This is a genomic window from Streptomyces flavofungini, assembly GCF_014650815.1.
Classification (GTDB): domain Bacteria; phylum Actinomycetota; class Actinomycetes; order Streptomycetales; family Streptomycetaceae; genus Streptomyces; species Streptomyces flavofungini.
Genome location: NZ_BMVR01000003.1, coordinates 615,073 through 640,543, shown reverse-complemented (window position 1 = coordinate 640,543; position 25,471 = coordinate 615,073). Strand labels below are relative to the sequence as shown.

28 protein-coding genes are annotated in these 25,471 nt (G+C 73.8%); 13 read left to right on the top strand and 15 right to left on the bottom strand.

Annotated elements, in window-relative coordinates; genetic code table 11:
• Both IE274_RS09905 and IE274_RS09900 read right to left on the bottom strand, forming a co-directional pair.
• Window positions 1-1,119: an LLM class flavin-dependent oxidoreductase gene (locus IE274_RS09905; protein WP_190115239.1), complete on the bottom strand. Its 1,119-nt coding sequence runs from the start codon at window positions 1,117-1,119 to the stop codon at window positions 1-3.
• Window positions 1,119-1,631 carry an SRPBCC family protein gene (locus IE274_RS09900; protein WP_190115238.1) on the bottom strand — a complete coding sequence of 171 codons (513 nt, stop codon included), beginning with the start codon at window positions 1,629-1,631 and terminating at the stop codon, window positions 1,119-1,121. The genes IE274_RS09905 and IE274_RS09900 overlap by 1 nt, the downstream gene beginning before the upstream one ends.
• Before the next feature lie 154 nt (window positions 1,632-1,785).
• Between IE274_RS09900 and IE274_RS09895 the strand changes: the two genes are divergently transcribed.
• Window positions 1,786-2,184, top strand: a complete 399-nt coding sequence (locus IE274_RS09895) for an ASCH domain-containing protein (RefSeq protein WP_190115237.1) — start codon at window positions 1,786-1,788, stop codon at window positions 2,182-2,184.
• 221 nt (window positions 2,185-2,405) lie between these two features.
• Entirely contained in the window at window positions 2,406-4,610 is a 2,205-nt protein-coding gene (gene helR, locus IE274_RS09890) for an RNA polymerase recycling motor ATPase HelR (RefSeq protein WP_190115236.1), read from the top strand.
• Window positions 4,611-4,703: 93 nt separating this feature from the next.
• Here helR and IE274_RS09885 read toward each other — a convergent pair whose 3' ends face one another.
• Both IE274_RS09885 and IE274_RS09880 read right to left on the bottom strand, forming a co-directional pair.
• Window positions 4,704-5,201 (bottom strand): winged helix-turn-helix transcriptional regulator, encoded by a 498-nt coding sequence (locus IE274_RS09885; RefSeq protein WP_190115235.1) that lies wholly within the window; start codon window positions 5,199-5,201, stop codon window positions 4,704-4,706.
• A gap of 104 nt (window positions 5,202-5,305) precedes the next feature.
• Entirely contained in the window at window positions 5,306-5,899 is a 594-nt protein-coding gene (locus tag IE274_RS09880; protein ID WP_190115369.1) for a CGNR zinc finger domain-containing protein, read from the bottom strand.
• 92 nt (window positions 5,900-5,991) lie between these two features.
• Between IE274_RS09880 and IE274_RS09875 the strand changes: the two genes are divergently transcribed.
• The 3 genes from IE274_RS09875 to IE274_RS09865 all read left to right on the top strand — a co-directional run bounded on the left by IE274_RS09875 (window position 5,992) and on the right by IE274_RS09865 (window position 7,978).
• Window positions 5,992-7,224 (top strand): MFS transporter, encoded by a 1,233-nt coding sequence (locus IE274_RS09875; protein WP_190115234.1) that lies wholly within the window; start codon window positions 5,992-5,994, stop codon window positions 7,222-7,224.
• 80 nt (window positions 7,225-7,304) lie between these two features.
• Window positions 7,305-7,466: a hypothetical protein gene (locus IE274_RS09870; protein WP_190115233.1), complete on the top strand. Its 162-nt coding sequence runs from the start codon at window positions 7,305-7,307 to the stop codon at window positions 7,464-7,466.
• Window positions 7,466-7,978: a hypothetical protein gene (locus tag IE274_RS09865; protein ID WP_190115232.1), complete on the top strand. Its 513-nt coding sequence runs from the start codon at window positions 7,466-7,468 to the stop codon at window positions 7,976-7,978. Before IE274_RS09870 ends, IE274_RS09865 begins: the two co-directional genes overlap by 1 nt.
• Window positions 7,979-8,027: 49 nt before the next feature.
• On the opposite strand, the gene IE274_RS09860 is transcribed toward IE274_RS09865, so the two are convergent.
• Window positions 8,028-8,636, bottom strand: a complete 609-nt coding sequence (locus tag IE274_RS09860; RefSeq protein WP_190115231.1) for a TetR/AcrR family transcriptional regulator — start codon at window positions 8,634-8,636, stop codon at window positions 8,028-8,030.
• Window positions 8,637-8,746: 110 nt separating this feature from the next.
• On the opposite strand from IE274_RS09860, the gene IE274_RS09855 reads away from it, so the two are divergent.
• The 3 genes from IE274_RS09855 (at window position 8,747) to IE274_RS09845 (ending at window position 11,676) form a co-directional block, all read left to right on the top strand.
• Window positions 8,747-10,222: a cytochrome P450 gene (locus IE274_RS09855; protein ID WP_190115230.1), complete on the top strand. Its 1,476-nt coding sequence runs from the start codon at window positions 8,747-8,749 to the stop codon at window positions 10,220-10,222.
• Between the two features lie 156 nt (window positions 10,223-10,378).
• Complete coding sequence (locus tag IE274_RS09850) at window positions 10,379-10,633, top strand: hypothetical protein (protein ID WP_229909407.1); 255 nt, start codon at window positions 10,379-10,381, stop codon at window positions 10,631-10,633.
• A complete protein-coding gene (locus IE274_RS09845) occupies window positions 10,630-11,676 on the top strand; it encodes a glutathione S-transferase family protein (protein ID WP_190115229.1) in 1,047 nt (348 codons plus the stop codon). Before IE274_RS09850 ends, IE274_RS09845 begins: the two co-directional genes overlap by 4 nt.
• 137 nt (window positions 11,677-11,813) lie before the next feature.
• Here IE274_RS09845 and IE274_RS09840 read toward each other — a convergent pair whose 3' ends face one another.
• The 3 genes from IE274_RS09840 to IE274_RS09830 all read right to left on the bottom strand — a co-directional run bounded on the left by IE274_RS09840 (window position 11,814) and on the right by IE274_RS09830 (window position 14,535).
• On the bottom strand, window positions 11,814-13,028 hold the full coding sequence (locus IE274_RS09840) for a glycosyltransferase (RefSeq protein ID WP_190115228.1): 1,215 nt from the start codon (window positions 13,026-13,028) through the stop codon (window positions 11,814-11,816).
• The gene (locus IE274_RS09835; RefSeq protein ID WP_190115227.1) at window positions 13,016-13,900 is read right to left on the bottom strand and encodes a MerR family transcriptional regulator; all 885 of its coding nucleotides are present in this window, start codon (window positions 13,898-13,900) and stop codon (window positions 13,016-13,018) included. The genes IE274_RS09840 and IE274_RS09835 overlap by 13 nt, the downstream gene beginning before the upstream one ends.
• Before the next feature lie 89 nt (window positions 13,901-13,989).
• Entirely contained in the window at window positions 13,990-14,535 is a 546-nt protein-coding gene (locus IE274_RS09830) for a helix-turn-helix domain-containing protein (protein ID WP_229909406.1), read from the bottom strand.
• 180 nt (window positions 14,536-14,715) lie between these two features.
• Between IE274_RS09830 and IE274_RS09825 the strand changes: the two genes are divergently transcribed.
• Window positions 14,716-15,081 (top strand): DoxX-related protein, encoded by a 366-nt coding sequence (locus IE274_RS09825; protein WP_190115225.1) that lies wholly within the window; start codon window positions 14,716-14,718, stop codon window positions 15,079-15,081.
• 120 nt (window positions 15,082-15,201) lie between these two features.
• Complete coding sequence (gene rpmF / locus IE274_RS09820; RefSeq protein WP_190115224.1) at window positions 15,202-15,372, top strand: 50S ribosomal protein L32; 171 nt, start codon at window positions 15,202-15,204, stop codon at window positions 15,370-15,372.
• Between the two features lie 326 nt (window positions 15,373-15,698).
• Here rpmF and IE274_RS09815 read toward each other — a convergent pair whose 3' ends face one another.
• Both IE274_RS09815 and IE274_RS09810 read right to left on the bottom strand, forming a co-directional pair.
• Window positions 15,699-16,409 (bottom strand): TNT domain-containing protein, encoded by a 711-nt coding sequence (locus IE274_RS09815; RefSeq protein WP_190115368.1) that lies wholly within the window; start codon window positions 16,407-16,409, stop codon window positions 15,699-15,701.
• A gap of 123 nt (window positions 16,410-16,532) precedes the next feature.
• Window positions 16,533-17,723: a hypothetical protein gene (locus IE274_RS09810; protein ID WP_190115223.1), complete on the bottom strand. Its 1,191-nt coding sequence runs from the start codon at window positions 17,721-17,723 to the stop codon at window positions 16,533-16,535.
• A gap of 258 nt (window positions 17,724-17,981) precedes the next feature.
• On the opposite strand from IE274_RS09810, the gene IE274_RS09805 reads away from it, so the two are divergent.
• Window positions 17,982-19,217, top strand: coding sequence for a lactonase family protein (locus IE274_RS09805; protein ID WP_229909405.1), 1,236 nt, complete (start codon window positions 17,982-17,984; stop codon window positions 19,215-19,217).
• Window positions 19,218-19,336: 119 nt separating this feature from the next.
• Here the strand turns inward: IE274_RS09805 and IE274_RS09800 are convergent, their stop codons facing one another.
• Window positions 19,337-20,002: a CGNR zinc finger domain-containing protein gene (locus IE274_RS09800; protein WP_190115222.1), complete on the bottom strand. Its 666-nt coding sequence runs from the start codon at window positions 20,000-20,002 to the stop codon at window positions 19,337-19,339.
• A gap of 125 nt (window positions 20,003-20,127) precedes the next feature.
• Between IE274_RS09800 and IE274_RS09795 the strand changes: the two genes are divergently transcribed.
• Window positions 20,128-21,093 carry a 2-dehydropantoate 2-reductase gene (locus IE274_RS09795; protein WP_190115221.1) on the top strand — a complete coding sequence of 322 codons (966 nt, stop codon included), beginning with the start codon at window positions 20,128-20,130 and terminating at the stop codon, window positions 21,091-21,093.
• An 81-nt stretch (window positions 21,094-21,174) separates the two neighbouring features.
• On the opposite strand, the gene IE274_RS09790 is transcribed toward IE274_RS09795, so the two are convergent.
• The 4 genes from IE274_RS09790 to IE274_RS09775 all read right to left on the bottom strand — a co-directional run bounded on the left by IE274_RS09790 (window position 21,175) and on the right by IE274_RS09775 (window position 24,528).
• On the bottom strand, window positions 21,175-21,762 hold the full coding sequence (locus IE274_RS09790; protein ID WP_229909404.1) for an isochorismatase family protein: 588 nt from the start codon (window positions 21,760-21,762) through the stop codon (window positions 21,175-21,177).
• A gap of 103 nt (window positions 21,763-21,865) precedes the next feature.
• Window positions 21,866-22,582 carry a DUF2470 domain-containing protein gene (locus IE274_RS09785; RefSeq protein WP_190115219.1) on the bottom strand — a complete coding sequence of 239 codons (717 nt, stop codon included), beginning with the start codon at window positions 22,580-22,582 and terminating at the stop codon, window positions 21,866-21,868.
• 201 nt (window positions 22,583-22,783) lie between these two features.
• Window positions 22,784-23,443 carry an MBL fold metallo-hydrolase gene (locus tag IE274_RS09780; RefSeq protein ID WP_190115218.1) on the bottom strand — a complete coding sequence of 220 codons (660 nt, stop codon included), beginning with the start codon at window positions 23,441-23,443 and terminating at the stop codon, window positions 22,784-22,786.
• Window positions 23,443-24,528, bottom strand: a complete 1,086-nt coding sequence (locus IE274_RS09775) for an S-(hydroxymethyl)mycothiol dehydrogenase (protein ID WP_190115217.1) — start codon at window positions 24,526-24,528, stop codon at window positions 23,443-23,445. Before IE274_RS09775 ends, IE274_RS09780 begins: the two co-directional genes overlap by 1 nt.
• Window positions 24,529-24,633: 105 nt before the next feature.
• Here IE274_RS09775 and IE274_RS09770 point away from each other — a divergent pair, with 105 nt between their 5' ends.
• Window positions 24,634-25,467 carry an ABC transporter permease gene (locus IE274_RS09770; protein ID WP_190115216.1) on the top strand — a complete coding sequence of 278 codons (834 nt, stop codon included), beginning with the start codon at window positions 24,634-24,636 and terminating at the stop codon, window positions 25,465-25,467.
• Window positions 25,468-25,471: the final 4 nt, after the last annotated feature.

Sequence of the window (25,471 nt, the reverse complement as noted above, 5' to 3'; positions counted from 1 at the left end):
TCACTCGGGCCAGGGCCGACCGACCCAGCCCCGGTCCCGGTCCCGGCCCTGGTCCTGGTCCCGGTCCCGGTCCTGTCGTTCGATGTCCCGTACGAGGTCGAGGGCGCGGCCCAGGGTGGTGAGGCGGGCGGCGAGGGTGGCACCGGCCGGGTAGAGGCGGACGGTGGTGACGCCCGCCGCCCGCCACACCCGCAGTCGTTCACGCACCCGGTCCTCGGTGCCGATGAGCGTCGTGGCGAGGACCATGTCGTCGATGACCAGCTCCGCGGCGCCGTCCCGGTCGCCGCCCTGCCAGCGCTCCCGGACGGCCGCGGCGACGTCGCTCCAGCCCTGGCGGCTGTACGCGTCGTGGTAGAAGTTCGTGGTCGCCGTGCCCATCCCGCCCAGGCTGAAGGCGAGTTCCTTCTTGCGGCCGCCGACCAGTTCGCGCAGGGCGTCCTCGTCGTCGGCGAACGCCACCTCGGCGCCCTGGCAGATGTCCAGGTCGGCGCGTTGCCGCCCGGCTTCGGCGAGCCCGGCGTCGAGGTGGTCGAAGTAGGCCTCCTTGGCGCCTTCGGGTACGAAGCTGGTGCCGAGCCAGCCGTCGGCGACGCGGCCGGTGAGGCGGAGCATGCGGGGTGAGAGCGTGGCGAGGTGGATCGGCAGGTCGTGCTCGGCGCGGATCGCCAGGCGCATGGGGCGGGCGTCGCCGCCGGGCAGCGGGAGGGTGAACTCCCGTCCCCCGTAGGCGAGTTTTTCCCCGGCCACCGCCTGCCGCACGATCTCGACGGTCTCCCGCATCCGGGCCAGGGGCCGGTCGAACGGCACCCCGTGCAGCCCTTCGACGACCTGCGGCCCGGACGGGCCGAGGCCCAGCGCGAACCGGCCGCCGGAGATGTTCGACAGGGTGATCGCGGCGCGGGCGATGGCCACGGGCGTGCGGGTGCCGAGCTGGATGACGCCGGAGCCGAGCTGGATGCGGCGGGTGCGGGCGGCCAAGTAGCCGAGCGGGGACGGCGCTTCGGCGCCCCAGGCCTCGGCCACCCAGCAGGTGTCGAGGCCGAGCTTCTCGGCCTCGGTGACGTAGCTGACGGTGTCCTGCCAGTCGGCGGACGCCTCGACGGTGGTCGCCGTCCGCATCAGGCGTCCCCCTCCGCGAGCGCCTTGATGACGTCGAGGGTGGCGCTCATCCCCCGCTCCAGTTCCCGCATCCGTACGAAGACGATCTTCTGCTCCTGCTCCGGCGCCCGCTCGATCGCGAGCGAGAGGCCGGACCGCCCCGGACCCATCCGCATCCAGTGCGTCAGCTCGGTGCCGCCGTCGCGCTCCCGCAGGCTGAACCGCCAGGAGGCGCTGGGCTGTCGGGGGTCGGTGACCGCCCAGCCGAAGACGCGGGGCGCCTCGCACTCCACGACGTGGGAGGTGGTGGTCCAGGTGCCGAAAGCCGCGTGTTCGTTGTGCCCGGCGAAGCGCGCCCCGGGGGCCGGGACGGCGGCGCCGTCGAGCCACTCCACGGCCCGCAGTTCGCCGCCGCGTCCCGGCATCAGCGTGATGTCGGTGGCGAGGTCCCACACCCGTGGGGGTGGCGCATCGATCCAGGTGCGCACCTCGACGGTCGGCTGGTCCGCGTAACGTATCCCAGTCCACTCCATGACCAGCAGAGTTGCTTAACTGTACTGACGTGTCAAGGAGTTGGTGCGGAGCCGTGGCACCCCTCGGCCACGGCTCCGGCCGCACCCGCGTGGGTCACACTGGTGCCGTCGGATCCCATGAGCGGGGCGAACGAGGCGGGGCGAGGCGAGGACCATGTGGCCGCGAGTCAACGGCATGCGCTCCCTTGAGCTGTGCACCCCGGGCGCGCTGCGGGCCGAGCTGAACGCCCTCGTCCTGGCCGGCGCGAAGACCACGACGACCGGCGTCCTCGCCGACTACGCCAAGGAGACCGAGGACCTGGAGTACCCCGGCGAGCGGCTGGCCGTCCTGGACGACGACGGCGGCTGCGTGGCCACCGTCGAGATCACCGGCACCGAGGTCCTGCCCCTCGCCGACGTGACGTGGGCGCACGCCGACGCCGAGGGCGAGGGCTTCACCGGCCTCGCCGACTGGCGCTCGGGACACGATCGCCACTGGGCGCGGCAGGGGACGCACGTCACGGACGGCACACTCGTGGTGTGCTTGGCGTTCCGGCTGGTGGCGGGTTCTTGACCCGGTGGGGGTCGGGCCCCGCGCGTCGCGCGGGGCCGCGCTCGACCGTGCGCGGGGGCAAGGACTCGACCGTGCGCGGGCAAAAAGAAGAGGCAAGGGGAACTCGCTCTCCTTGCCACTCTTAACTTATAGCGCACCAGGGGGCTTGCGGCAAGGCCCCGTTCGTACCGCAGAATCGCTCACCTCAGCCGGATCCTGCGGAAATCGGAGATTCACCAAGCATGACCTTCCTGATCACCAGTGCGTTCAACCTTCCCGACCGTCTCGACGCCAAGGCCGACCCGGCGCTGATCGCCGCCGACGAGCAGCACTTCGCCGCCATCGCGGAGAGCCTCGCGCAGACGATCGCCGAACTGTCCGACCGTCTCGACGTCGTGCGCCGGGCGCCCGGCGGCATCGGCCGGGAAGCTCTGGACCGGGATTCGGAGGTCCACCGGCTGACCGCCCGCCTGCGCGCCCTGCGCCGCTTCGGCCTCGACCTGTGCCTCGGGCGCATCGTCGGCGCGGACGGCACCGAGCCCCTGTACGTCGGGCGGCTCGGCCTCACCGACAGCGCCGGGCGGCGGCTGCTCGTCGACTGGCGCTCCCCCGCGGCCGAGCCGTTCTTCGCGGCGACCCACGCCAACCCGATGGGCCTGGCGAGCCGCCGCAGGTACCGCTGGACGGGCGGGCGGATCAGTGACTACTGGGACGAGGTGTTCACCGCCGACGGCCTCGAACACCACGCGGCGCTCGACGACCAGTCCGCTTTCGTCGCCAGCCTGGGCAGCAACCGGTCGGCCCGGATGCGTGACGTGCTCGGCACCATCCAGGCCGACCAGGACGCCATCGTCCGCGCGGGTTCCCGTGGCGCGCTGGTCGTCGACGGCGGCCCCGGCACGGGCAAGACGGTCGTCGCCCTGCACCGTTCCGCGTACCTCCTGTACTCCGACCCTCGCCTGGGCCACCACCGGCGCGGCGGCGGCATCCTGTTCGTCGGCCCGCACGAGCCGTACCTGGGCTACGTCGCCGATGTGCTGCCCAGCCTCGGCGAGGACGGCGTGCAGACCTGCACCCTGCGGGACCTCGTCGCCGAGGGCGCCGCGGCGGCGGCGGAGGCCGACCCCGAGGTGGCGCGCCTGAAGTCGTCGGTGGGCATGGTGCAGGCGATAGAGAAGGCCGTCGCGTTCTACGAGGAGCCGCCCACCGAGGCCATGACCGTCTCGACGCCCTGGTCCGAGGTCCGGGTGAGCGCCACCGACTGGGCCGAGGCCTTCAAGGCACCGGGCCCCGGCACTCCGCACAACGAGGCGCGGGAGCTGATCTGGGAGGAGCTGGCCACGCTCCTCATGGACAAGCAGGGTATGGACGAGGAGGAGGACGGCGTCTCGGCGGAGCTGTTCCTGCGCGCGCTGCGGCAGGACCGCGACCTGGTCACGACGCTCCACCGCGCGTGGCCGCTGCTCGAAGCGGCCGACCTCGTCTCCGACCTGTGGACGGTCTCCGCCTACCTGCGGATGTGCGCGCCCTGGCTCGACCGTGACGAGGTGCGCAAACTGCAGCGCAAGGACGCCCCGCAGGCCTGGACGGTGTCGGACCTGCCGCTCCTGGACGCGGCCCGGCAGCGGCTCGGCGACCCGGAGGCGGCACGGCTCAAGCGCCGCCAGGCCGTCGCGGTCGCCGCCGAACGCGAGCGCATGGCCCGCGTCATCGACGAGATCGTCTCGGCCGCCGACAGCCACTCGGCCGGGGACGACAGCGAGGGCGCGGTGCGGATGCTGCGCGGGAAGGACCTGCAGGACAGCCTGATCGACGAGGACGCCCTGCCCACCGCCGACGCGGACCGGCTGGCGGGGCCGTTCGCGCACATCGTCGTGGACGAGGCGCAGGAACTGACCGACGCGGAGTGGCAGATGCTGCTGCTTCGCTGCCCGTCGCGGAGCTTCACCATCGTCGGCGACCGCGCCCAGGCCAGGCACGGGTTCACAGAGTCGTGGGCGGAACGCCTGGAGCGAGCCGGGATCGACCGGATCACGCCGGCCTCCCTGACCGTCAACTACCGCACCCCGGAAGAGATCATGACGGAGGCCGAGCCGGTCATCCGGGCCGCGATCCCGGACGCCAACGTGCCGACGTCCATCCGTAGCAGCGGCATCCCCGTCACCCACGGCTCCGTCGCGGACCTGGACACGGTCCTCGACGACTGGCTGGCCGCGCACGCCGACGGGACCGCCTGCGTCATCAGCACCGGTGCCACGGAGGCCGACGCGCTCCAGGCGTCGCCCCGCGTGCGCTCCCTGACCCCGGAGCTGTCCAAGGGCCTTGAGTTCGACCTGGTCGTCCTCATCGACCCGGAGTCGTACGGCGAGGGCATCGAGGGGGCGGTGGACCGCTATGTCGCGATGACGCGGGCGACGCAGCGGCTCGTGGTCCTCACGAGTTCCTGACGTCATGGGTCCCTGACGTCAGGGACCCATGACGTCAGGGGCCTCCCCCATCGGACACATCCGAGGGGAACTCGACGGAGGGGAGCACCTCCGTCACTCGGCGAACCGGCTGCGCACCTCGGCCCGTTCGGCCAGGCGGGCCGGGAAGCCCGGTCCCATCCGGGGGCGGGTGTCCGCGGCCGTCATGGGCTCCTTGCAGTGCGCGCACACCACCTCGGCGGCGCTGTCGTGGCCGCACGGCTCGTGCCGGAAGACGACCGGAGCGCCGTCGTCGCCGCTGAGCCAGCGGTTGCCCCAGCTGTTCATGGCGGCGAGCACACCGAAGAAGTCGCGGCCCTTCTCGGTGAGTACGTAGTCGTGGCGCACGGGATCGCTCTGGTACGGGCGCTTCTCCAGCAGCCCCTCGTCGACCAGGCGCCGCAGCCGGTCGGCGAGGGTGTTGCGGGCGATGCCGAGTTCCTGCTGGAACGCGTCGAACCGCGTGACTCCGTAGAAGGCCTCGCGCAGCACGAGTGGCGTCCACCAGTCGCCGAGCAGGTCCATGGTGCGGGCGATGGAACAGGGCCAGTTCGCAAAGGAGGTACGCCTCATGGGGTCAGCATAGGAAGGGTTCGCGCACCCGTACGCCCTCCGGAGTCTCCGGTTTTCCCTGCGTTTCCCGTGCCCCTGGCGTCACGGGGGCGTTCTCGGTGCTCCTAGGCCCGGTGCTCCTTGGCGCGGCGGTGCTCCGCCACCCGTTCGCGGGTCGCGCAGCGCGGTGAGCAGTAGCGGCGCTCCGCCCCGCTGCCGCCGGTGACGTACACGTTCTCGCAGCGCGCCGACGCGCACAGTCCGCCCGGTGGCCGCTGCCGGTCCCAGACGAGGACGGCGAGGGCCATGCAGGACGACGCGAGGAACCACTCGGCCCACGGCGCGGAGTCGTCGTTGTCGAGGTGGATGTGCCACGGCGAGCCGCCGCCGTGCGCGGTGAGCCGCACCGGGCCGCAGCCCTCGGCGAGGAGGCGGTTCAGGCGGGTCGCCGCCGCGTCGACGCCGGGGGCGGCGAAAACCTCCCGCAGCCGCGTGGCCACGGTGCGCATGTCCGCGATGTCCGCCGCGGAGACGTCCAGCGGGTCGGCCTCGCCGTATTCGCGCAGGACCGCTTCGAGGGTGTCGATCGTGGGCTCGCCCGCGTCGGCGCCGACTCCGAGGACGTTGACGAGGGCGGCGGCGCGCTGCGCGGACCGCAGCACGGAATGGCGGGTGGACCACTCGCTCGTCGGCTCGCCCCGCGACTCACGCTTCTTCAACGGGGCGGCGGCTGCTGCTTCGTTCGGCCTCTTCACGAACGCCAGCGTAACGCCCTTGGCCGCACTCCCCGTTACCTTGTAACGTGCTGTGAATGTCAAAGCGTTACAGCATGACGCGCTACCTCATCGGCGCCACGGCCGCCCGCACCGGGGACGAGATGTCGGGCCCGGCGCTGCTCCTGGTGGGGCTCTCGGTGACGGGGTCGGCGTCGGCGGCCTCGGCGCTCCTCTCGGGGATCACCGTGTCGGCGGCCGTGGGCGGGCCGGTGTTCGGCGCGATGCTCGACCGGGCGGCGCGGCCGGGGCGGCTGCTCGCGGGTGCGCTGGCCGTGTACTGCGTGGCACTCCTCGTCATTCTGCTGAGCCTCGGGCGGCTGCCGCTGCCGGTCGTCCTCGCGACGGCCGTGTGCGGCGGGCTGCTCGGGCCCGCGCTGGCGGGCGGGTGGACGGCGCAACTCCCGCGGGTGGCCGCGCCGGAGAGCCTGCCGCGCGCCAACGCCCTGGACGCGCTGACGTTCAACACGGCGAGCCTCGCGGGCCCGGCCCTGGCCGGTGCGGTCGCCATGACGGCGGGCCCGGCGGCGGGCGTCGTCGTGTCCCTGGCCCTGATCGCCCTCGCGCTCCCGGCCGCGTGGACGCTCCCGCGACGTGCCGAGGCAGTGCGCGCCAAGCCGTCCAAGCCGTCCACGTCCGTCGTCGCCGACCTGGCCTCCGGCTTCGCCGCCATCGGCCGCACCCGCCCCCTCGCCCGCGCCACCCTCACCTCCGTGATCTCGTACGTCGGCGTCGGCATGCTGGTGACCTGCACTCCCCTGCTCGGCGAACGAGCCCTGGGCACAAGCGGCTCCGGCACGTTCCTCCTCGCCGCCCTCGCCGCGGCGTCCCTCCTCGCGAACGCGCTCCTTGCCCGGTGCCCCGACCTGCTGCGGCCCGACGCCACGATCCTGGGCAGCGCCCTCGCCCTCGCCGCGGCCCTGCTCCTCGCCGCGACCCTGTCGCCCGTCGCGCTGTTCGCGGCGATGGCGGTGGCCGGAGCGGGCGCGGGACCACAACTCACCGCGCTGTTCGCGGTGCGCCACCGGGAAGCGCCGGACCAGCTGCGCGGCCAGATCTTCACCACCGGCGCCAGCCTGAAGATCACCGGGTTCGCGATCGGCGCGGGCATCGGCGGCCCGATCGCCACCTGGTCGCTCTCGGGTTCGCTCCTCGTGGCGGCGGGCTTCGAAGTCCTCGCCGCGCTGGGTTTCGTGCTGCTCACCGTGGGACCCGTACGTCACCCGGACGCGCCGACGTCACACGCGGACCACGCGCGCATACGGCCGTAACGTCCGCTGCGTCCTGCGCGCCCCGCCCCGCTCCCCTCCGGCGGGGGCGCACCCACGCCGTCCTCCGGGAGAACCCCTCCGTGCCCCTGCCCCCGTCATCCTTGAAGAAGTACGGCAACCCGCTCGGCCCGACGGCCGACCGGCAGTTCGCCAAGGACGGCAGTCGGGCGGCCGTGATCAGCGCGGCGACGCACAGCAGCGCCGCCGTCGACCAGGAACCCGGACTGGAGCGCCGCCACTGATGCCCGCCTTAGGGATGCCCTCCGCACCGCCGCCCGCGGTCGTGCTCCAGGACTACGACCGCCACGGGCGGATCTGGTCGCTGGAGATCGCGACGGGGCTGCTCACGCCCGCGTCGGGCCGCTGTCACGGGTTCGTCCGGGTCCTGGACGAACCCGCGCGGGGCGGGCCGCCGGTCCCGGCCGCCCTGTACGCCGAGGGGTCCGGTGCGCGGACCCTCTGGCTGCAGTACGGGCCGGAGCGGTGGGACTGCTCGACGGTGGCCGTGCGGCAGGCGTCCGAGCCGGACGGGCACCGGCTCTTCACCGTGTTCGGGGAGCGCGGCCCGGAGCTGGAGCTGCGCTACCCGGCGCCGGATCCGGGGCCGTTCGACCCGGCGTACGACTGGATCGACACCGTCGCGGACGACTTCTTCCTCTGGGCGGCCGAGCGGCTCACCGATCCCACCGAGGACACCACGGACGCCCGGCGGGCGCTGACGGCGCACTTCGCGACGGGGTTCCTGTCGGCCTGACGACGCCCGGCTCCCGTGTGCCGGGCCACGCCCGCGACCAGGGAACCCGCTACGGCAGGATCGCCCCGAGCAGCGCCCGCGCGCACAGGTCCCGCACCTGTGCGCGCGTCAGCTCCGGCTCCTCCAGCCACTCCAGGCAGACGGCGACCATGAAGGCCAGCCAGCCGCGCACCGCGAGGCGCACCGCGGGCAGTTCGGCGGCCAGGGGCGCCGTCTCGGGGTCGGCCGCGAGGGCGGCGAGGATCTGGCGTTCCTGGGCGGCGAGGCCCTGCCGGTAGACCTCGCGGACCGTGGGGTCGCCCGCCGCCTCCGCCCGGTGGAAGGCGCGGAAGCCCTGGGCGTGGCCCTCGACGTACCCCAGGAAGGCGTCGAGTCCGGCGCCGAGCTGCTCGCGCACGGGCCGACCGGGTTCGGCGGTCGTCAGGCGCAGCATGCGCTCGCTCTCGCGCTGCACGACGGCGGCGAAGAAGTCCCGTTTGGTCGGGAAGTAGTGGTACAGGAGCCCGCGCGAGACGCCCGCGATCTCGGCGACCTGCTCGATCCAGACGTCGTCGTAGGGGTTCTGCGCGAACAGCCGCGCGCCCACGGTCAGGAGTTGCTCCCTGCGCTCCCCGGTGCTCAGTCTGCGGCGCGTGCGCTCCTGCGGATTCGCGGCCATCCGATCACCTTACTTGACGTCGGTTCAACAACCGGACCAGACTGCGAACCGCTATTGAATCCACGTACAACAGGCTTGAACGAGCCGCGTGCACAAGGGAGATGGCGGCCATGGCGCAGACGACCCAGCCGACGGGAAGCACCGAGCCGCTGCCCGGGAACCTGCCGAAGGGCTTTCGCGGCGCGGAGGCCGGCTGGCCCGAGTTGCACCGCATACCACACCCGCCGCGCCGATTGCCGCTGGTCGGCGACGTGATCGGGGCGAACGTGCGCACGCCCGTGCAGGACTCGATGGCCATCGGCCGCGCCCTTGGCCCCGTCTTCCGGCGCAAGGCCTTCGGCAAGGAGATCGTGTTCGTGTGGGGCGCGCGGCTCGCGGCGGAGCTGGCCGACGAGGCGCGGTTCGCCAAGCACGTGGGACTGGGGGTGGCCAATCTGCGGCCGGTCGCGGGCGACGGACTGTTCACGGCGTACAACCACGAGCCGAACTGGCAGCTCGCACACGACATCCTCGCGCCCGGGTTCAGCCGTGAGGCGATGGCGGGCTACCACCCGCTGATGCTGGCCGTGGCCGGGCAGCTCACGGACCGCTGGGACGGCGCGGCCGCCGCGGGGCGGGCCGTGGACGTGCCGGGCGACATGACGAAGCTGACCCTGGAGACCATCGCCCGCACGGGGTTCGGGCACGACTTCGGCTCCTTCGAGCGGTCCCGGCCGCACCCCTTCGTGACGGCGATGGTCGGCACCCTCACCCACGCCCAGCGCCGCAACGTCCTGCCGCCCGCGCTCGCACCGCTGCTGCTTCGCCGGTCCGAGCGGCGCAACGCCGCCGACATGGCGTACCTCAACCGGACCGTCGACGAGGTCGTCGCGACCCGGCGCGCCGCGGACGCCTCGGGCGCCCCCGGCGACCTGCTCGACCGGATGCTGGACGTCGCCCACCCCGACACCGGCGAACGCCTGTCGGCGGAGAACATCCGGCGCCAGGTCATCACCTTCCTCGTCGCCGGGCACGAGACGACGTCGGGCGCCCTGTCGTTCGCGCTGCACTATCTGGCGGCCCGTCCCGAGGTGTGCGCCCGCGCGCGGGCGGAGGCCGAGCAGGTGTGGGGGCGGACGGAGGCGCCCGCGTACGAGCAGGTGGCCAAGCTCCGTTACGTGCGCCGGGTGCTCGACGAGTCGCTGCGGCTGTGGCCGACGGCCCCGGCGTTCGCGCGGGAGGCGCTGCACGACACGGTGCTCGACGGCACGCATCCGATGCGGCGGGGCGCGTGGGCGCTGGTCCTGACGATGCTGCTGCACCGGGACGAGGAGGCGTGGGGCGACCGGCCGGAGGCGTTCGACCCCGACCGGTTCACGCCCGCCGCGGTGCGCGCCCGGCCACCGCACGTCTTCAAGCCGTTCGGCACCGGCGCGCGGGCCTGCATCGGCCGTCAGTTCGCCCTGCACGAGGCGACACTGGTGCTGGGGCTGCTGCTGCGACGCTACGACCTGGTGCCGGAGGCGGACTTCCGGCTGCGGGTCGCGGAGCGGCTGACGCTGATGCCGGAGGGGTTGAGGCTGCGGCTGGTACGCCGGGCCGGGTGAGGGCGGACTCTCAAGGCGCGGCCTCGTTCGGGGTGGCTCCTGTGGCGGTCGTGGGGCACGCGCGCGTGGTGGTTGAAGGGCAATTGTCAGACCCGTGCGCAAGAGTGGGGGTTGCACCTTCGACCCTGGTGACCGCGCGCAAAGGAGCCAACCGACATGACCGGCACGACACATCCCGAACTGGCCGCGGCGCAGGCGTGCCTGCGCCTGCTGCACACCGCACGCGCCGCCCTGTCCGGACCCGTGACGGCGCAGACCGCGACGCTGCTCGCCGTGCCGATCGCGGACGCCGACGAAGCACTGCGGCGCGCGGGCCTCGCGGGCAACGAAGCCGCGCTCCTCAACAGGATCTACGACCTGTCGCCACCCGCGCCCGTCCCCACGCCCCGCCCTGAAGGAAGTCTGCGGTGAGCGGCACGGGGCGGAAGCCCGCAAGCGACACGGCGGCCGGCGGCAACGACACGCTCGGCAAGAGGCCGTTCAAGCGTTCCCGCAGCCACTTCGCCGACCGCATCACGGCCGACGGCCGCGACGGCTGGCCGGTGGCGGCCGGGCGCTATCGCCTGGTGGTGAGCCGCGCCTGTCCCTGGGCGAGCCGCGCCCTGATCTCCCGCAGGCTCCTCGGCCTGGAGGACGCGCTCTCGCTCGCGGTCACCGACCCGATCCAGGACGACCGCAGTTGGCGCTTCACACTGGACCCGGACGACCGCGACCCGGTGCTCGGGATCCGGTATCTCAGTGAGGCGTACGACGCGCGCGAGACGGGCTATCCGGGCGGCGTGAGCGTCCCGGCGATCGTGGACGTGCCGAGCGGTCAACTGGTCACGAACGACTACCAGCAACTGACGCTGGACCTCGCCACCGAGTGGACGGCGCTGCACCGCCCCGGGGCACCCGATCTGTACCCGGAGGCGTGGCGCGACGAGATCGACGCCGTGATGGAGGGCATCTACCGCGACGTCAACAACGGCGTGTACCGAGCGGGTTTCGCCTCCTCCCAGCGCGCGTACGAGGAGGCGTACCGGGATGTGTTCCGGCGCCTGGAGGAGACGTCGGGGCGCCTCGCCGACCGCCGCTATCTGGTCGGCGACAGCATCACGGAGGCGGACATCCGTCTGTTCACGACGCTGGTGCGCTTCGACGCCGTCTACCACGGCCACTTCAAGTGCAACCGCCGGAAGCTGTCCGAGGACCCGGTCCTCTGGGCGTACGCCCGCGACCTCTACCAGACGCCGGGCTTCGGCGACACGGTCGACTTCGACCACATCAAGCGGCACTACTACGAGGTCCACACGGGCATCAACCCGACCGGCATCGTGCCGCTCGGCCCCGACCTCGGCGGATGGCTGACACCGCATCACCGCCAGGAGCTGGGCGGGAGCCCGTTCGGGAAGGGGACGGCGCCGGGACCGCTGCCGGAGGGCGAGGAGGTGGCTGCGGCGGGGCGACCGTGAGGTGTCCCGCTGGCGGGTGCCCTGACCTCGGGCCGTTGGCCAGGGGCGGCGTTGACGCGTGCCGTCGGCCAGGCCGCGGGCCTGACGCGCACCTCGGCCCCGGAGCCGGGTGAGGCACCTCGACGGGTACCGGCGTCTCACCCGCGCCCGAGCCGCTCCACCGCCTTGCGGACCTGGCCCGCCCCGTCCTCCGCCGCCATCGCACGGGAGACAGCCGTGGCGGCGGAGGCGAAGGGCGGTTCGCGGACCACGCGGGTGAGCGCGGCGGCCAGGCGCTCCGCCGTGAGGGCGCGGAAGGGGATGGGCCCGGGGGCGGCGCCGAGTGCGGTCAGGCGGGCCGCCCAGAAGGGCTGATCGGCGGTGACGGGTACGGGCACGGTCGGGACTCCGGCGCGCAGGCTCGCCGCCGTGGTGCCCGCGCCCGCGTGGTGCACGACGGCGGCCATGCGGGGGAAGAGCAGGGCGTGCGGGAGCTCGCCGACCGTGAGGACGTCGTCGCCGGCCCCCGCCAGGCCCGCCCGGCCGGACTGCAGGACGCCCCGGAGTCCGGCCCGCCTGAGCGCCGCCACGGCGAGTTCGCTCAGCCGCTCCCCCTCGCCCGCCGCCATGCTGCCGAAACCGACGAGCACCGGCGGCGGACCGGCCGTCAGGAAGTCCTCGACCCGGGCCGGAAGTCGCTCGTCCGGATCGTGGTGAGGCCACCAGTTGCCGACGATGTCGAGTCCGGCGCGCCAGTCGGCCGGGCGCGGCACGACCGCCGGGCTGAAGCCGTGCAGGACCGGCCACCCCGCCCGTTCCCGCCCCGCCCGGACGGCGGCCGGGGGTGCGGCGGGAAGGCCGAGCCGGGAGCGCAGGTCCCGCACCGCGTCGGCGTAGACGCGGTCGACCATGCGCAGGGAGAAGCGCCCCATGGCGTGGTTGCCCCAGCGGCCCAGGGACCGCGCGCCGCTCACGACCGGGGCGAACTCCCGCGTCGGATGCGTCGGCTGGAGGTAGGCGCCGATCGTCGGCACGTCGAGGGCCTCCGCGAGCTGCCAGCCCGGCGGGGCCGTCGTCGTGGACAGGACCAGGAGTTCGTCACCGTCGTCGACGGCGTCCGCGAGCCCGACGCCGAGGTCACGCACGAAGACACTCGCCGCCCGCATCAGCTCGCGGCGCCCCGCCGCCCGGCCGGAGGCGCGCGCGTCGGCGGGCAGCGGACGGAACCCCAGCCCCGCGCCGCGCACCAGCGGCGCGAAGCTCTCGTGCGTGGCGAGCGCGACCTCGTGCCCCGCCGCCCGCAGGTGGGCTCCCAGGCCGGTGTACGGCGCGATGTCGCCGTAGGAACCGGCGGCGGTGATCAGGATTCGCATCGCGCACCCCCCGCACTCTCACCCTCAGGTTTAGCTTTAGCCCGAGCGTTGGCGTCGGCCACGATTTCGGCCCCGACCCCGGCTCCGGCACCACCACCGGCACCAGCGTCGACGTCGGCATTGGCCCGGACGGCCTCCCACAAGTACCGGGCGAGCCCCGGCCGCTGCTGCGAGGGCGGCACGACCAGGGCGAACGCCCGAGCATCGGTGACGAAGTCATCGGCGATCCGCAGATGCATGTCGGGCGGGCAGTCGGTGAACCAACGGCTGATGTGCCGCCGGTGCTCGTCGGCGAGTGCCCTGGCCCGCTGCCCGTCGGCGGGTTCGTCGGCGTCGAAGGCCGCGAGGAGCCGTTCGCGCCAGGCCGCCGCCTCGTCCATGAGGCGGGCCCAGTCCTCCTGGGAGTGCGCGGCCGCGCGGGCCATGGCTTCCTCGTGCCCGGCGCTGCCCTCCCATTTCGCCTCGGCCTCGGTGGCGTAGCTGAGGTCGAAGGTGATCTCGCCGAAGACCTCGAAGCGTTCGGGCGGGGTCAGTCTGACGCCGGTCTGCTGGACTTTCATGGCGCGGTCGGCGACCTCGACGAGCCGCTCCAGCCGGTCGATCTGCGCGCGCAGCGCGCGGCGCCGGGCACGGAGCAGATCGAGGGCGCCGGCCTGCGGGTCCGTCAGGATCTCGGCGATCTCGCCGAGCGCGAAGCCGAGTTCGCGGTAGAAGAGGATCTGCTGGAGCCGGGCCAGGTCCGCGTCGCCGTACAGCCGGTAGCCCCCGGCGCTGCGCTCGCTCGGCGTGAGCAGCCCGGTCCGGTCGTAGTGGTGCAGCGTACGGACCGTGACACCGGCGAAGCCCGCGACCTGCCCGACGGTATAGCTCATGATCGACACCCTTTCGTCGCGGTACAGCGTGCGGCCTGACGTGACGTGAGGGTCAACCGGCGACGGCCGTACGGGCTCCGGAGCCGCGGTCAGCGGGGCGGCAGCGATCCCGGGGTGCGGCCCAGGAAGTCCCGTGCGGTACGGGTGAGGTGGGCCTGGTCGCAGAATCCGGCAGCGGCGGCCGCTGCCGCGGGACCCGTGCCGCCGTCGACGATCGCACCCACGGCCGCCCGCAACCGCCCCCATCGCCGCATCGCCCCGAGCGGCACGCCGACCTCCGCCCGGACCAACGCCCGCAGCCTCGGCCCCGAGAGGCCGACCTCGGCGGCGACCGCGTCGAGGCGCGCCGCACCCGTGCTGCTCCGCGCGGCATGCAGGACGCGCGGGTCGACGGGCGCGGGCGCCTCGGTGAGCGCGGCGAGTTCACGTCGCAGCGCCTCGGCGTCCAGGTCCGCCCCCGACGCGGCGACCAGCCGCCGGGCACTGCCGCCGTCCAGCCAGGTAGGCCTGCCCGGGTCGGCCCGTACGCACCACGGCTCCAGGAAGACCGCGACGAAACCGGCCGACGTGGCACAGGCGTGCGCGTACTGCGGCGGCACCAGCACCCCCGCCCCGACGACCCCGTCCACACGCACGCCGCCACGGTCGGGAAGGACGACCTTCCAGACCGGATGCCGGTGCCGAGTCACCTCGTACGCACCGGATTCGGCGAAGAGGGAGACGTCGTCCGTGATGGCGAGCAGCGGAGCGCCGCGCCGCTGGGCGCGATCGTTTCGTCCAATACGGCGCCGGGGCCGCGCCCCGACCATCGGCGCATGTCGACTTTCGCGGCCCTCGCCCTTGCCCTGTTCCTCACCACGACCGCCCTCGCGCACTTCGCCCTCCCCGCCTACTTCACGTCGCTGGTTCCCGCCTGGCTCGCCCGCCCCGGCCTCTTCGTCGTCGGCAGCGCGCTCGCCGAGCTCGGCACCGCCGCGCTCCTGCTCACGCCCGGCACGCGCGCGGTGGGCGGGTGGACGGCGGTCGGACTCCTCGCCGCGTTTCAGGTGTCCCACGTGGACGCCGCCCGGCACACCCGCACGCGGTCCGGGATTCTGCACCGCACAGGGGGTGTCGTGGCGCGCCTGGTGGTGAACGCGGGCTACATCGCGTGGGCGGCGGCGGTCGCCCGCACCGCGTGAGACCCACTTTTGTTAATGGGATCCATTTTCATGTAGCCTCGGGCTGTCCCGCCGCGTCGCCCGCACACCCGCCCTCGCACCCGCCCCCCACACTCGCACGCACCACCCCTGGAGGACCCCATGGCCGTACCCAAGCGGAAGATGTCCCGCAGCAACACGCGTCACCGCCGCGCCCAGTGGAAGGCCACCACACCCCAACTGGCGCCCGTGACGGTCGACGGTGCCACCCATCTCGTACCGCAGCGCCTGATCAAGGCGTACGAGCGCGGCCTCATCACCCCCGAGCGCTGACCGCCCCACACCGCCCCACGACGGCGGGCCCGGCCCAGCCCCGGTCAGCCCCGCTCACGTCAGCAGGCTCAGCAGCCGCCCGCACGCCTCCGCCTCGGCAAGGCCCCGGGCCACCGGGTGGTACTTGCCCCCGCTCGTGCACCCCGACCTCCCACGCCCCCTCCTCTTCGGGCTTCCCCGCGCGCTCCCTGCGCAGGTAGGCGAAGTCCGGGGGCGTGGGCGTCGGTTCGTGGACGCCCTCGATCCAGTAGTAGCCGTCAGCCACGCCCGCCTGTTGCAGGGCGGAGGCGAGTTGTCGGGCGTCCATCGGGTGCGCGGTCCTGTCGTCAGGCGGTGGCCGGCTGGAGGTAGCCGTGGTCGAGGAGCCACTTCACGTTCAGGCGCTGGCCCTCGCCAGGGGCGAGGAAGACGGGGTCGAGCTTGATCTGCTCGCCGCCGCCGGGCTGCTCGAACCAGGGAGCTATCCCGCCCTGCCAGACGACGAACGGCTTGGCGACCTTGTAGACGCGATAGTCGCAGGCGTACGCGGCGTCACGGGTGTTGAGGTTCTGCGGCGGCAGCGAACGCTCGGCGTAGGAGTCCCCGGCGGGCGCGAGGAACGAGCCGAGCTCGGAGCCGAAGCGGTCGAGGAGCTCGCCCTTGTCCAACCGCTCCGGGTGCTTGTCGACCTCGCCGTTGACCGTCTCGAAACCGTCGTTGGGCGGGTACTTCCAGGTGCCGGTGTCGGCCGGGCCCTCCCAGTACTTCTTGAGGAAGGCCGACGGCGTGAGCTTGCCCGTCCGCTGCCACTTCTTCAGGAGCGGGCCGACGGGCCGCTGCCACTTCTTGGGCAGCCACTTGGGTCCGAGGCGGGCGTCGTCGAGCAAGGCGCCGGTGCACGGCTCGGGCTTCACCGGCGACGGCGAAGTCGTCCCCGACATGGGCGAAGTCGCACCGGACGCGGGCGAAGTCGTGCCAGATATGGGCGGGGTGGGCGGTGCCGCGTGCGCGGTGGGGGCCACGGCGACGGCCGTCACCACGGCGGCCGTCACCCCCATCGCGGCCAGGGTCGTACGGATCCGGGTCGCACGGCTGTGGTCCACTCGACGGCTCCTCAGGTCTGCGCTCGCACGGGCGCGGGCATCAAGATTCACTCGCACACCGTAGCGACCACCTGCCACTCAGTGGTCAACTCCGGGCAGACGTGGCTGCTTTATGGCCTCCAGGGAATCGACGCAGCGAGGGCGGGTGCGTCCGGCGTACGAACGTGCCGCGACCAACAGCCCCCAGCCGAGCCCGCCGAACGCGAGACCGCCGAACGCCACCATCCAGGCGAGCCCGGAGCCAGTGGTGAACACGCCTTCCGGTTCCGGCTTCGACAGCACCCCGGCGGCCATGAGCAACGACCCGGCCGTGAGCAGCGTCCCGTACAGGGCGAGGGCGAACCCGGTCAGCCAGGCGGGGATCAGCGGCAGGAGTCTGGGCACCCGCCGTCCGGCCAGCGGCAGGGTCCAGCGGGGGAAGACCTGGCCCCAGCGGTGCGTGAGGCCGAGCGTCAGGAACACACCGAGCAGCGCGGCGAGGACCGTCACGTCCACGCCCACCGAAGCGAGCGCCCACGCGCCGCCGGTCGCGTCCGCCTCCATCTCGTGCTGCCAGGCCTCCCCGCTCACCCCGATCGCGTCGCCGCCGAACAGCCAGACGGTCTTCACCACGGACCACGGCAGCAGCCCGCACAGCAGCAGACCCGCCGCCAGGCGCGCCCTGCGGGGCGCGGTGGACGCCTCGGGGTGGGTCAACGGCCCCTCGCCGTCGCCCGGGTGGGACCGACCGCAGCGCGGGCAGCACCCGTGCAGCCGACGGCGGTACGCGACGGCGACCATGCCGAGCAGGGCCGTCCCGGGGGTGAGCACCAGGAGGTTGGCGAGGCCGGTGGCGCTCTCCAGGCCCGAGCCCGACAGGAGAACGACGATGTACAGAGGGAGGCCGATCACACCCCAACCGAGCGCCGGGATCAGCACGGCGAGCGCGATGCCCACGGCGCGGCGGGACCGGCGGGTGCGTGTCCTGGCGGTGGCCAGGCTGACGCCGGACGCGAGCAGGGCGAGTGCGGCCAGGAGGAGTTGGAGGCCGACCGGAGTGTGTCTGTCCCCGGCTATCGGTACGACGGTGCCGGTGGCGGCCCACACCGTCTGGGCCACGGCGTAGGCGACGCCCCAGGCCGCGGTGGCGCGCGGCGCCCAGGTGGGCCAGCGTCGCCACCATGGGGCGGGGCGGGTGGTGTCCGGCGGGGGTGAGGGGCGTGAGGAAGGCGAAGGGGGCGGTGCGGCGGGCAGGGGGGTTGGGCGGGTGGTGGGGGTGGGGAGCGCCACGGGGTCCTCCGGGATGCGGCTGCGCGGGGAAAGGGCCAGGCCACGGCGGGGGCCTGCGCTGTCGACCCTCTCGTCCGGCCGCGGCCCGCACATCGCTCCCCCGGACCACCCGCCTCCCCCGCACGGCGGAAGGAACGCGCGGAATGGCGTTGCGCAGTGTGCAATTCAGGTTGCGCCTCTTGCCTGTTGGCGGGGTTCGGGGCCACTGTGGCTGCCACGTCTGCCCCATCCGTCACCACTGACCCGCGAGGTGGAGTCATGAGTGGAGCCATGAACCGAAGGCGGTTCCTCGGTACGACCGTCGCCGCGGCCACGGCGGTGACGTCCGGCGTGATCACCTCCGGCTCGTCCGGCGGTTCCGGCTCGTCCGGCGCGTCGAGCCCGTCCGGGGCGGGCGCCGCGTCCCCGGTCGCCGCCGAGGCCGCCACGGCCGGGTCCGGCTCGGGCGGGCGCGCGCGACGGCCCTTGTTCCTCGGCACGTACACCTCGCAGCCGGGCGGCGGCAAGGGCATCGGGCTCGCCACGTACGACGAGGAGACGGGCGGCGTGACGGGCGTCGGCACGCTCGGTGGCGTACCGGATCCGTCGTATCTGGCGGTCCATCCGTCGGGGCGGACGCTGTACGCCGTCAACGAGCGGGAGCAGGGCGGGGTGACCGCGATCGCGCTCTCCCCCGACGGCGACCACCGGGTGCTCGGCACGCGCGGCACCGGCGGCGCGGGGCCCTGCCATGTCTCCGTGCATCCCAGCGGGCACTGGCTGCTGAGCGCCAACTACACGTCCGGCAGCGTGGCCGTGCACCCCGTCGAGGAGTCCGGCGCGCTCGGCGAACGCACCGACCTCGTCACGCACTCCGCACCGCCGCCCGGCCCGGGACAGCAGGGCCCGCACGCCCACCAGATCGTCACCGCCCCGGACGGCCGCTACGTACTCGCCGTCGACCTGGGCACCGACACCGTCTACACGTACCGGCTCGACACGAAGGCCGGGAAGCTGAGCCGGGTCTCGTACGCGACGATGCGGCCGGGCGCGGGGCCGCGGCACCTCGCGTTCCATCCGTCGGGGCGGTTCGCGTACGTCGCCAACGAGCTCGACAACACGGTCGTGGTCTGCGGCTACGATCCCGCGACGGGACGCCTTTCGCCGGGCGAGCCGCAGTCCACGGGCACCGGGCCGGGCGTCACGAGCTATCCGGCGATGCCCGTCGTGACCGGCGACGGCGCCTTCGCCTTCCTCGCCAACCGGGGCGACAACAGCCTCACCCGGTACGCCGTCGAGCGGGACGGGGCCCGCCTGCGGCTGCTCGACACCGTGCCGGTGGGCGGGGACTTCCCGCGCCACATCGCCCTCGCGCCGTCGGGCCGCCTGCTGTTCGCCGCGAACCAGCGGTCGGGGTCGGTGAGCGTCTTCCGCGTGGACGGGCGCACCGGTGAACTCGCCCTCGCGGGGAAGCCGTTCGCGGCTCCGATGGCGGTGTGCGCGTTGCCGTTGTGAGGGGGTGGGGGTGGGGGCGCGTGTCTCCGCCGACCGGGGCGCTTGCGGTCGGCGCGGCTCGATCACGATCAGACCAAGACCGTCCCCGATCAGATCAGGGCCGTTCCCGCCGGTGCGGGTCAGCGCGGCCGCTGCCCACCCCGCCCCGCCGTCACCCCGCGCCTGCGCGCCCGGTACTCCGCCATCTTCGCCCGCGCCCCGCACGCGTCCATCGAGCACCAGCGCCGTGCCCCTGCCCGGCTCTCGTCGACGAACAGCAGCGTGCAGTCGGTTGCGGCGCACTCGCGGATCCGCCCGGACAGAGGGCCGCCGAGCAGGTCCGCCGCATCGCGGGCGAGCAGGCCGAGCAGGCCATGGACGTCCAGCGCGGGGGGCATCGGCCGGAGGACGCCGTGGCCGTCGAGGGTGAGGCCCGTGCCCGGGAGCGGTTGGGACGTCCAGTGGTTGAGGAGGTCCAGGTCCGCGGCTGCGGGCGCGGTGGCTCCGGCTTCAGGCGCGGTGGCCTCGCCTGCCGCCACCGAGATCCGGTGCACGGCCTCACGCAGCGCACGCGCGTCCGCCAACTCCGCCTGGGAGACCGGGAGATGATGGTCAGTCATGCCCGCCTCGCGGAACCAGCGCGACAGGTCCGACGGATCCCGCAGCCGCTCGATGGCACCCAGGCCGCGCCTGCCCAGGGTCGCGGTGAAGTTCAGGGACACCCGGCCGCCGCGCCAGCGGAACTCCCGGTCGGCGGCGGACGACTCACTGTCTGCCGCCTCAGGGGCGGTGTGCGGCTTCGCCATGACCGCACGCTAGCAGCGTTACCCCATGAAGCAGTAACGGCTAGGGTGGGTGGCCGGGCCGCCGAGCGTGCGGCCCGGCCGGGTACCGCGCGGTGGCCCGGCGCCGGCACACGGGGAGGTTCTTCATGACGGAGACAGTGCGGGACGCGGGCGGGGCCCTGAAGGTCGCGGTGGTCGGCACCGGCGGCGTGGGCGGCTACTTCGGCGGGCGGCTCGCGGAGGCCGGGCACGACGTCGGGTTCGTCGCGCGCGGCGCCCACCTCGATGCGCTGCGGCGCGAGGGGCTGCACGTCGACAGCCCTGCGGGCGACTTCACCGTCGCACCGGCGCGCGCGAGCGACGACACGCACGACATCGGCGAGGTCGACGTCGTCCTGCTGTGCGTCAAGACCTGGCAACTGCCGCCCGCCATCGCCGCGTTGAAGCCCCTGGTCGGCCCGGACACCGCGGTGGTGACCCTGCAGAACGGCGTCGAGGCGCCGGAGCAGGTGGCCCAGGAGGTCGGCCGGGGCGCGGTCCTGCCCGGCACCGCGAAGATCATCGCGCACCTGGACGGCCCCGGCCGGGTCCGGCACGTCGGCGGCCCGGGCTCCCTGGCCTTCACCGAGTGGGACAACCGCGCCACACCCCGCGTCGAGCGGTTGCGCGCGGCGCTCGCCGGGGCGGGCGTGAGCGCCACCGTGCCCGACGACATCTGGGCCGAACTGTGGGCCAAGTTCCTTTTCGTGGTGCCCTTCGGCGGCCTCGGCACGGTGACGGACGCCCCGTTCGGGGTACTCCGCTCGCGGCCTGGCACCCGACGCCTGCTGGCCGAGGGGATGACGGAGATCGAGCGGGTCGCACGCGCCCTGGACGTCCGCCTCCCCGACGACATCGTCACGCGCACCCTGGACTTCATCGACCAGCAGCCCGCCGAGGGCACCTCCTCGCTCCAGCGCGACATCCGGGCCGGTCGGCCGTCCGAACTGGACGCGTGGAACGGCTCGGTGGTGCGGCTCGGCGGCCGCACGGGGACGCCGACGCCCGTCAACGGCTATCTGTACGAGGTGGCGAGTGTGCTGGCGGCGCGGGCCGGGGACAGCGCGCGCTGACTCCGCGTACGGGACACCCCGGGCAACCGCGAACGGGATGCCCCGGGCGACCGGGGCATCCGCGGCCCGGCGGTCCCGCGGCTACGGCGCCACGAAGCTGATGTCGTCCACGCTCGGCACGATCTCGACCTCGTCGCCGAGCGCCCACTCCGCGACCCGTGACACCGTCGCCGCCGGGATGGCGTCGCTGATGCCGGGCGCCGCCGGGATGTCGTACGTGCCGTGCGCGTCGTGGGCGAGGACGAGGCGGAACTCCAGGTCCAGGGCGGTGCGCGCGGTGGCGCTCACGCACATCTCGGACATCACGCCGCAGACGGTGAGCGCGGTGACGCCCTCCTCGCGCAGCACGTCCTCGAGTTCGGTCTCCTCGAAGCCGTCGTCGACGGTCTTGCGGAACAGCAGTTCACCGCGTTCGTCGTCCACCGGGAAGTGCAACTCCCAGGTGGGGGTGTCCGGTTCGTCCAGAGCGTCGTCCGGTCCGTCGTTCTGCAACTGGATGACGAGCGCGCCGGCGGCCCGCGCCTTGGCGAGGAGCTGCTCGACGCGCGACACCAGGTGGCGCGCGCCGGGCACGGCTTCGTCACCGGTGACGAAGCCCGACTGGGTATCGATGATGATCAGGGCCTGAACAGGCTCGACGGGTTCGTAATCTGCGCTGGCGGGACTCATGTGGCCCATCATCCCCGCGCGTTGCGAGCGCCCGGCACCGGGGGGCCGATCACGCACGCGAGGCGGGCGGCCCGCCGGTCCGCGGCACGGTCAGGCGCGTGCCTCAGGACTCGGGCGGGGCCGGGCGCAGCACGGGCCGACGCAGCAGCCGCGCCTTGGTGAGCAGCGTGTGCATGCGCTCGGTGACCTGGCCGAGGTCCTCGACGGGTTCATGGAACGGCAGCCGTACGTCGGCCTGGCTGCTGACCCGTTCCAGGCGCAGGGTCAGGCCGTGGCGGTCGATGGCGAGCGGTTTGACGTCGACGACACCGGCGAGGCTGTCGGCGGCGACGAGCCGGGTGAGCTGCTCGACGGCCTCGGGGTGGGAGTCGGCCAGGTGCGTGAGGAGCCGGGCCTCGGCGTGCGCGAGGGGGTCGGCGTCGGCGAGCGCGAACTCCTCCAGGTCGATGCCGATGCGGCCGTTCGTGTCGTGCAGCACCGCGCAGGCGGGCTCGAAGACGAGGTGGTCACGGGTCGCCGTGAGGGTTCCCGACAGCCAGAGCCGGGACCGCACCCGGTCCCTGACCGGCACCGGCGCGACGTCCGCGAACTCGACGAGCGTCGACGGCTCGCCGCGCGGCGCGCAGATCAGGGCGGCGGCGAGGGCACTGTCCTCCGGCGGGTGCAGGAGCACCGTGCCCCGCTCGCTGACGGTGTGGGCGCCGACGAGGTCGTCTCTGCCGATCTCCGTGGTCACCGCACAGGACCAGGCGGTGGCGAGCACGGAGCGAGCGCGCGCCGCTGCGTTGGGCATGGTCGTGCTGACGTGTCGGACACCCATCCTCAACCTCCATTAGGTAAGCCTTGCCTAACTTATCGGAGATCGTGGCGTGCTGCCAGCACGCGTGCGGGGCGTCGCGCAGGGGGTGGTGTGTCGCACAGGAGGTGGTGTGCACGCGGCGGCGGATACGACGAGGGCCACCCCCGAGCCGTACTCAGGGGTGGCCCATGCGCCGCGCCGGGCGCGGCGGAACCGGACGGGTCAGTGGCCGCGCGCGATCCACTCCTCCAGGTGCGGCGCCTCCGCCCCGACCGTCGTGCTGTCGCCGTGGCCGGTGCGCACCACCGTCTCCGGCGGCAGCGTCAGGAGCCGGTCGCGGATGGAGTCCACGATCGTCGGGAAGTCGCTGAAGGACCGGCCCGTCGCGCCGGGGCCGCCCGCGAAGAGCGTGTCCCCGGTGAAGACGGTGCCGAGCGCCGGCGCGTACAGGCTCACCGCGCCCTGGCAGTGGCCCGGGGTGTGCAGGACCCGCAACACCGTCCCGGCGACGGTCAGTTCCTGCCCGTCGGCCAGCTCGCCGTCCGGCGCCCGGTCCGGGTGGGTGAGCTTCCACAGCTCCAGGTCGTCCGGGTGCAGCAGGACGGGAGCGCCGGTGCGGGCGGCGAGCGCGGGCGCCGCGTCGACGTGGTCGTCGTGGGCGTGCGTGCACACGATCGCGACCAGGCGCCGCTCGCCCACGGCGGCCGCGATGGCCTCCGCGTCGTGCGCGGCGTCGATGACGACGGCCTCGTGGTCGTCGCCCACGATCCAGACGTTGTTGTCGACGTCCCAGGTGCCGCCGTCGAGCGAGAACGTGCCGGAGGTCACGAGGTGGTCGACGCGCACCCCGCCCGGCGCCGCGGGGCCTTCGGACGCGGCCATCAGAAGACCACCACCGAACGCAGCACGTCGCCGTGGTGCATCCGCTCGAAGGCCTTCTCGACCTCGTCGAGCGCGATCGTCTCGGTGACGAACGCGTCCAGGTCGAGCCGCCCCTGCCGGTACAGGTCGATGAGCATCGGGAAGTCCCGCGAGGGCAGGCAGTCCCCGTACCAGCTCGACTTGAGCGCGCCGCCGCGCCCGAAGACGTCGAGCAGCGGCAGGTCGATCCGCATCTCCGGCGTGGGCACACCGACCAGGACGACCGTGCCCGCGAGGTCGCGGGCGTAGAAGGCCTGCTCGTACGTCTCGGGGCGGCCGACCGCCTCGATGACGACGTCGGCGCCGAAGCCGCCGGTCAGCTCGCGGATGGCCTCGATGGGGTCGTGCTCGCGGGAGTTGACGGTGTCGGTGGCGCCGAGGCCGCGCGCGGTCGCCAGCTTCCGGTCGTCGATGTCCACCGCGATGATCTTCGCGGCCCCGGCGAGCCGGGCGCCGACGACGGCGGCGTTACCGACGCCGCCGCAGCCGATGACGGCCACGGAGTCGCCGCGCCCCACCCCGCCGGTGTTGATCGCGGCGCCCAGCCCGGCCATCACTCCGCAGCCGAGCAGGCCCGCCGCGGCCGGGGACGCCGCCGGGTCCACCTTCGTGCACTGCCCCGCGGCGACCAGCGTCTTCTCGGCGAACGCGCCGATGCCGAGCGCGGGCGCCAGCTCGGTGCCGTCGGTCAGGGTCATCTTCTGCTCGGCGTTGTGGGTGGCGAAGCAGTACTGCGGGCGGCCCCGCTTGCAGGCGCGGCACTGGCCGCACACGGCACGCCAGTTGAGGATCACGTAGTCGCCGGGGGCGACCTCGGTGACGCCCTCGCCCACCGACTCGACGATGCCCGCCGCCTCGTGCCCGAGCAGGAACGGGAACTCGTCGTTGATGCCGCCTTCGCGATAGTGCAGGTCGGTGTGACAGACCCCGCACGCCTGGACCTTCACCACGGCTTCGCCGGGCCCGGGGTCCGGCACGACGATGGTCTCGATCCGTACCGGCTCCCCCTTCGCGCGTGCGACCACGCCCCGCACTTGCTGCGCCATGACTCTCGCCCTTCTCTCGCCTGTACGTCCCGTCCGGCGCCGCCGCCCAGGGGCCGAACGCGCCGGTACGAGGAGCCTAAGGCCACCCGCGCCTAGGGTGGGAGCGTGCGCGAAATCGCTGCTCAGACGCTGCTGCCCGGCAACGTCACGCTCGCCGTCGTCCTGCTCGTGCTGCTGCTCGTCGCGGCGGCCGCGGCCGCCGTTTTCCGGCTCTCGCCGGACGGGTCGCGGGGCCGGGCGCGGGAGATCGTCGTGGCCGGGGTGCGGGCGACGGCCCAACTGGCCGCGGTGTCGCTGCTCATCGGCTGGGTGGTCCACCACACGGCGGCCCTCTTCGCCTTCCTGCTGCTGATGTTCGGCGTGGCCACCCGCACCGCCGGGCGGCGCATCACCCCGAACGCCACCTGGTGGTGGGCGGCCCTGCCCATCGCGGCGCCCGTCGTGCCGGTCGTCGCCGCCCTCACCCTGGCGGGCCTCGTCCCCGTCCACGGCATCGCGATGATCCCGGTGACCGGCATCCTCATCGGCGGCGCGCTCACGGCGACGGTCCTCGGGGGCCGCCGCGCCCTGGACGAACTGCGCACCCGGACCGGCGAGTTCGAGGCGGGCCTCGCCATCGGCCTGCCGGAGCGCGACGCCCGCCTCGAAGTGATCCGCCCGGCCGCGTCCGACGCGCTCCTGCCGGGCCTGGACCAGACCCGCACGGTCGGCCTCGTCACGCTGCCCGGCGCGTTCGTCGGCATGCTGCTCGGCGGCGCGTCGCCGGTGCAGGCGGGCGCCGTGCAGCTCTTCGTCCTCATCGCCCTGATGGCCGTACAGGCGGTGGCCGTGGCCCTGACCGTCGAGCTGATCGCGTACGGAAAGCTGCACCGCGACCGGCCCCCGGACGCCGCCGCGACGCCCGGTGCCGCCGCGTCCGGCTGCGCCGCCGACGCGTAGGCTC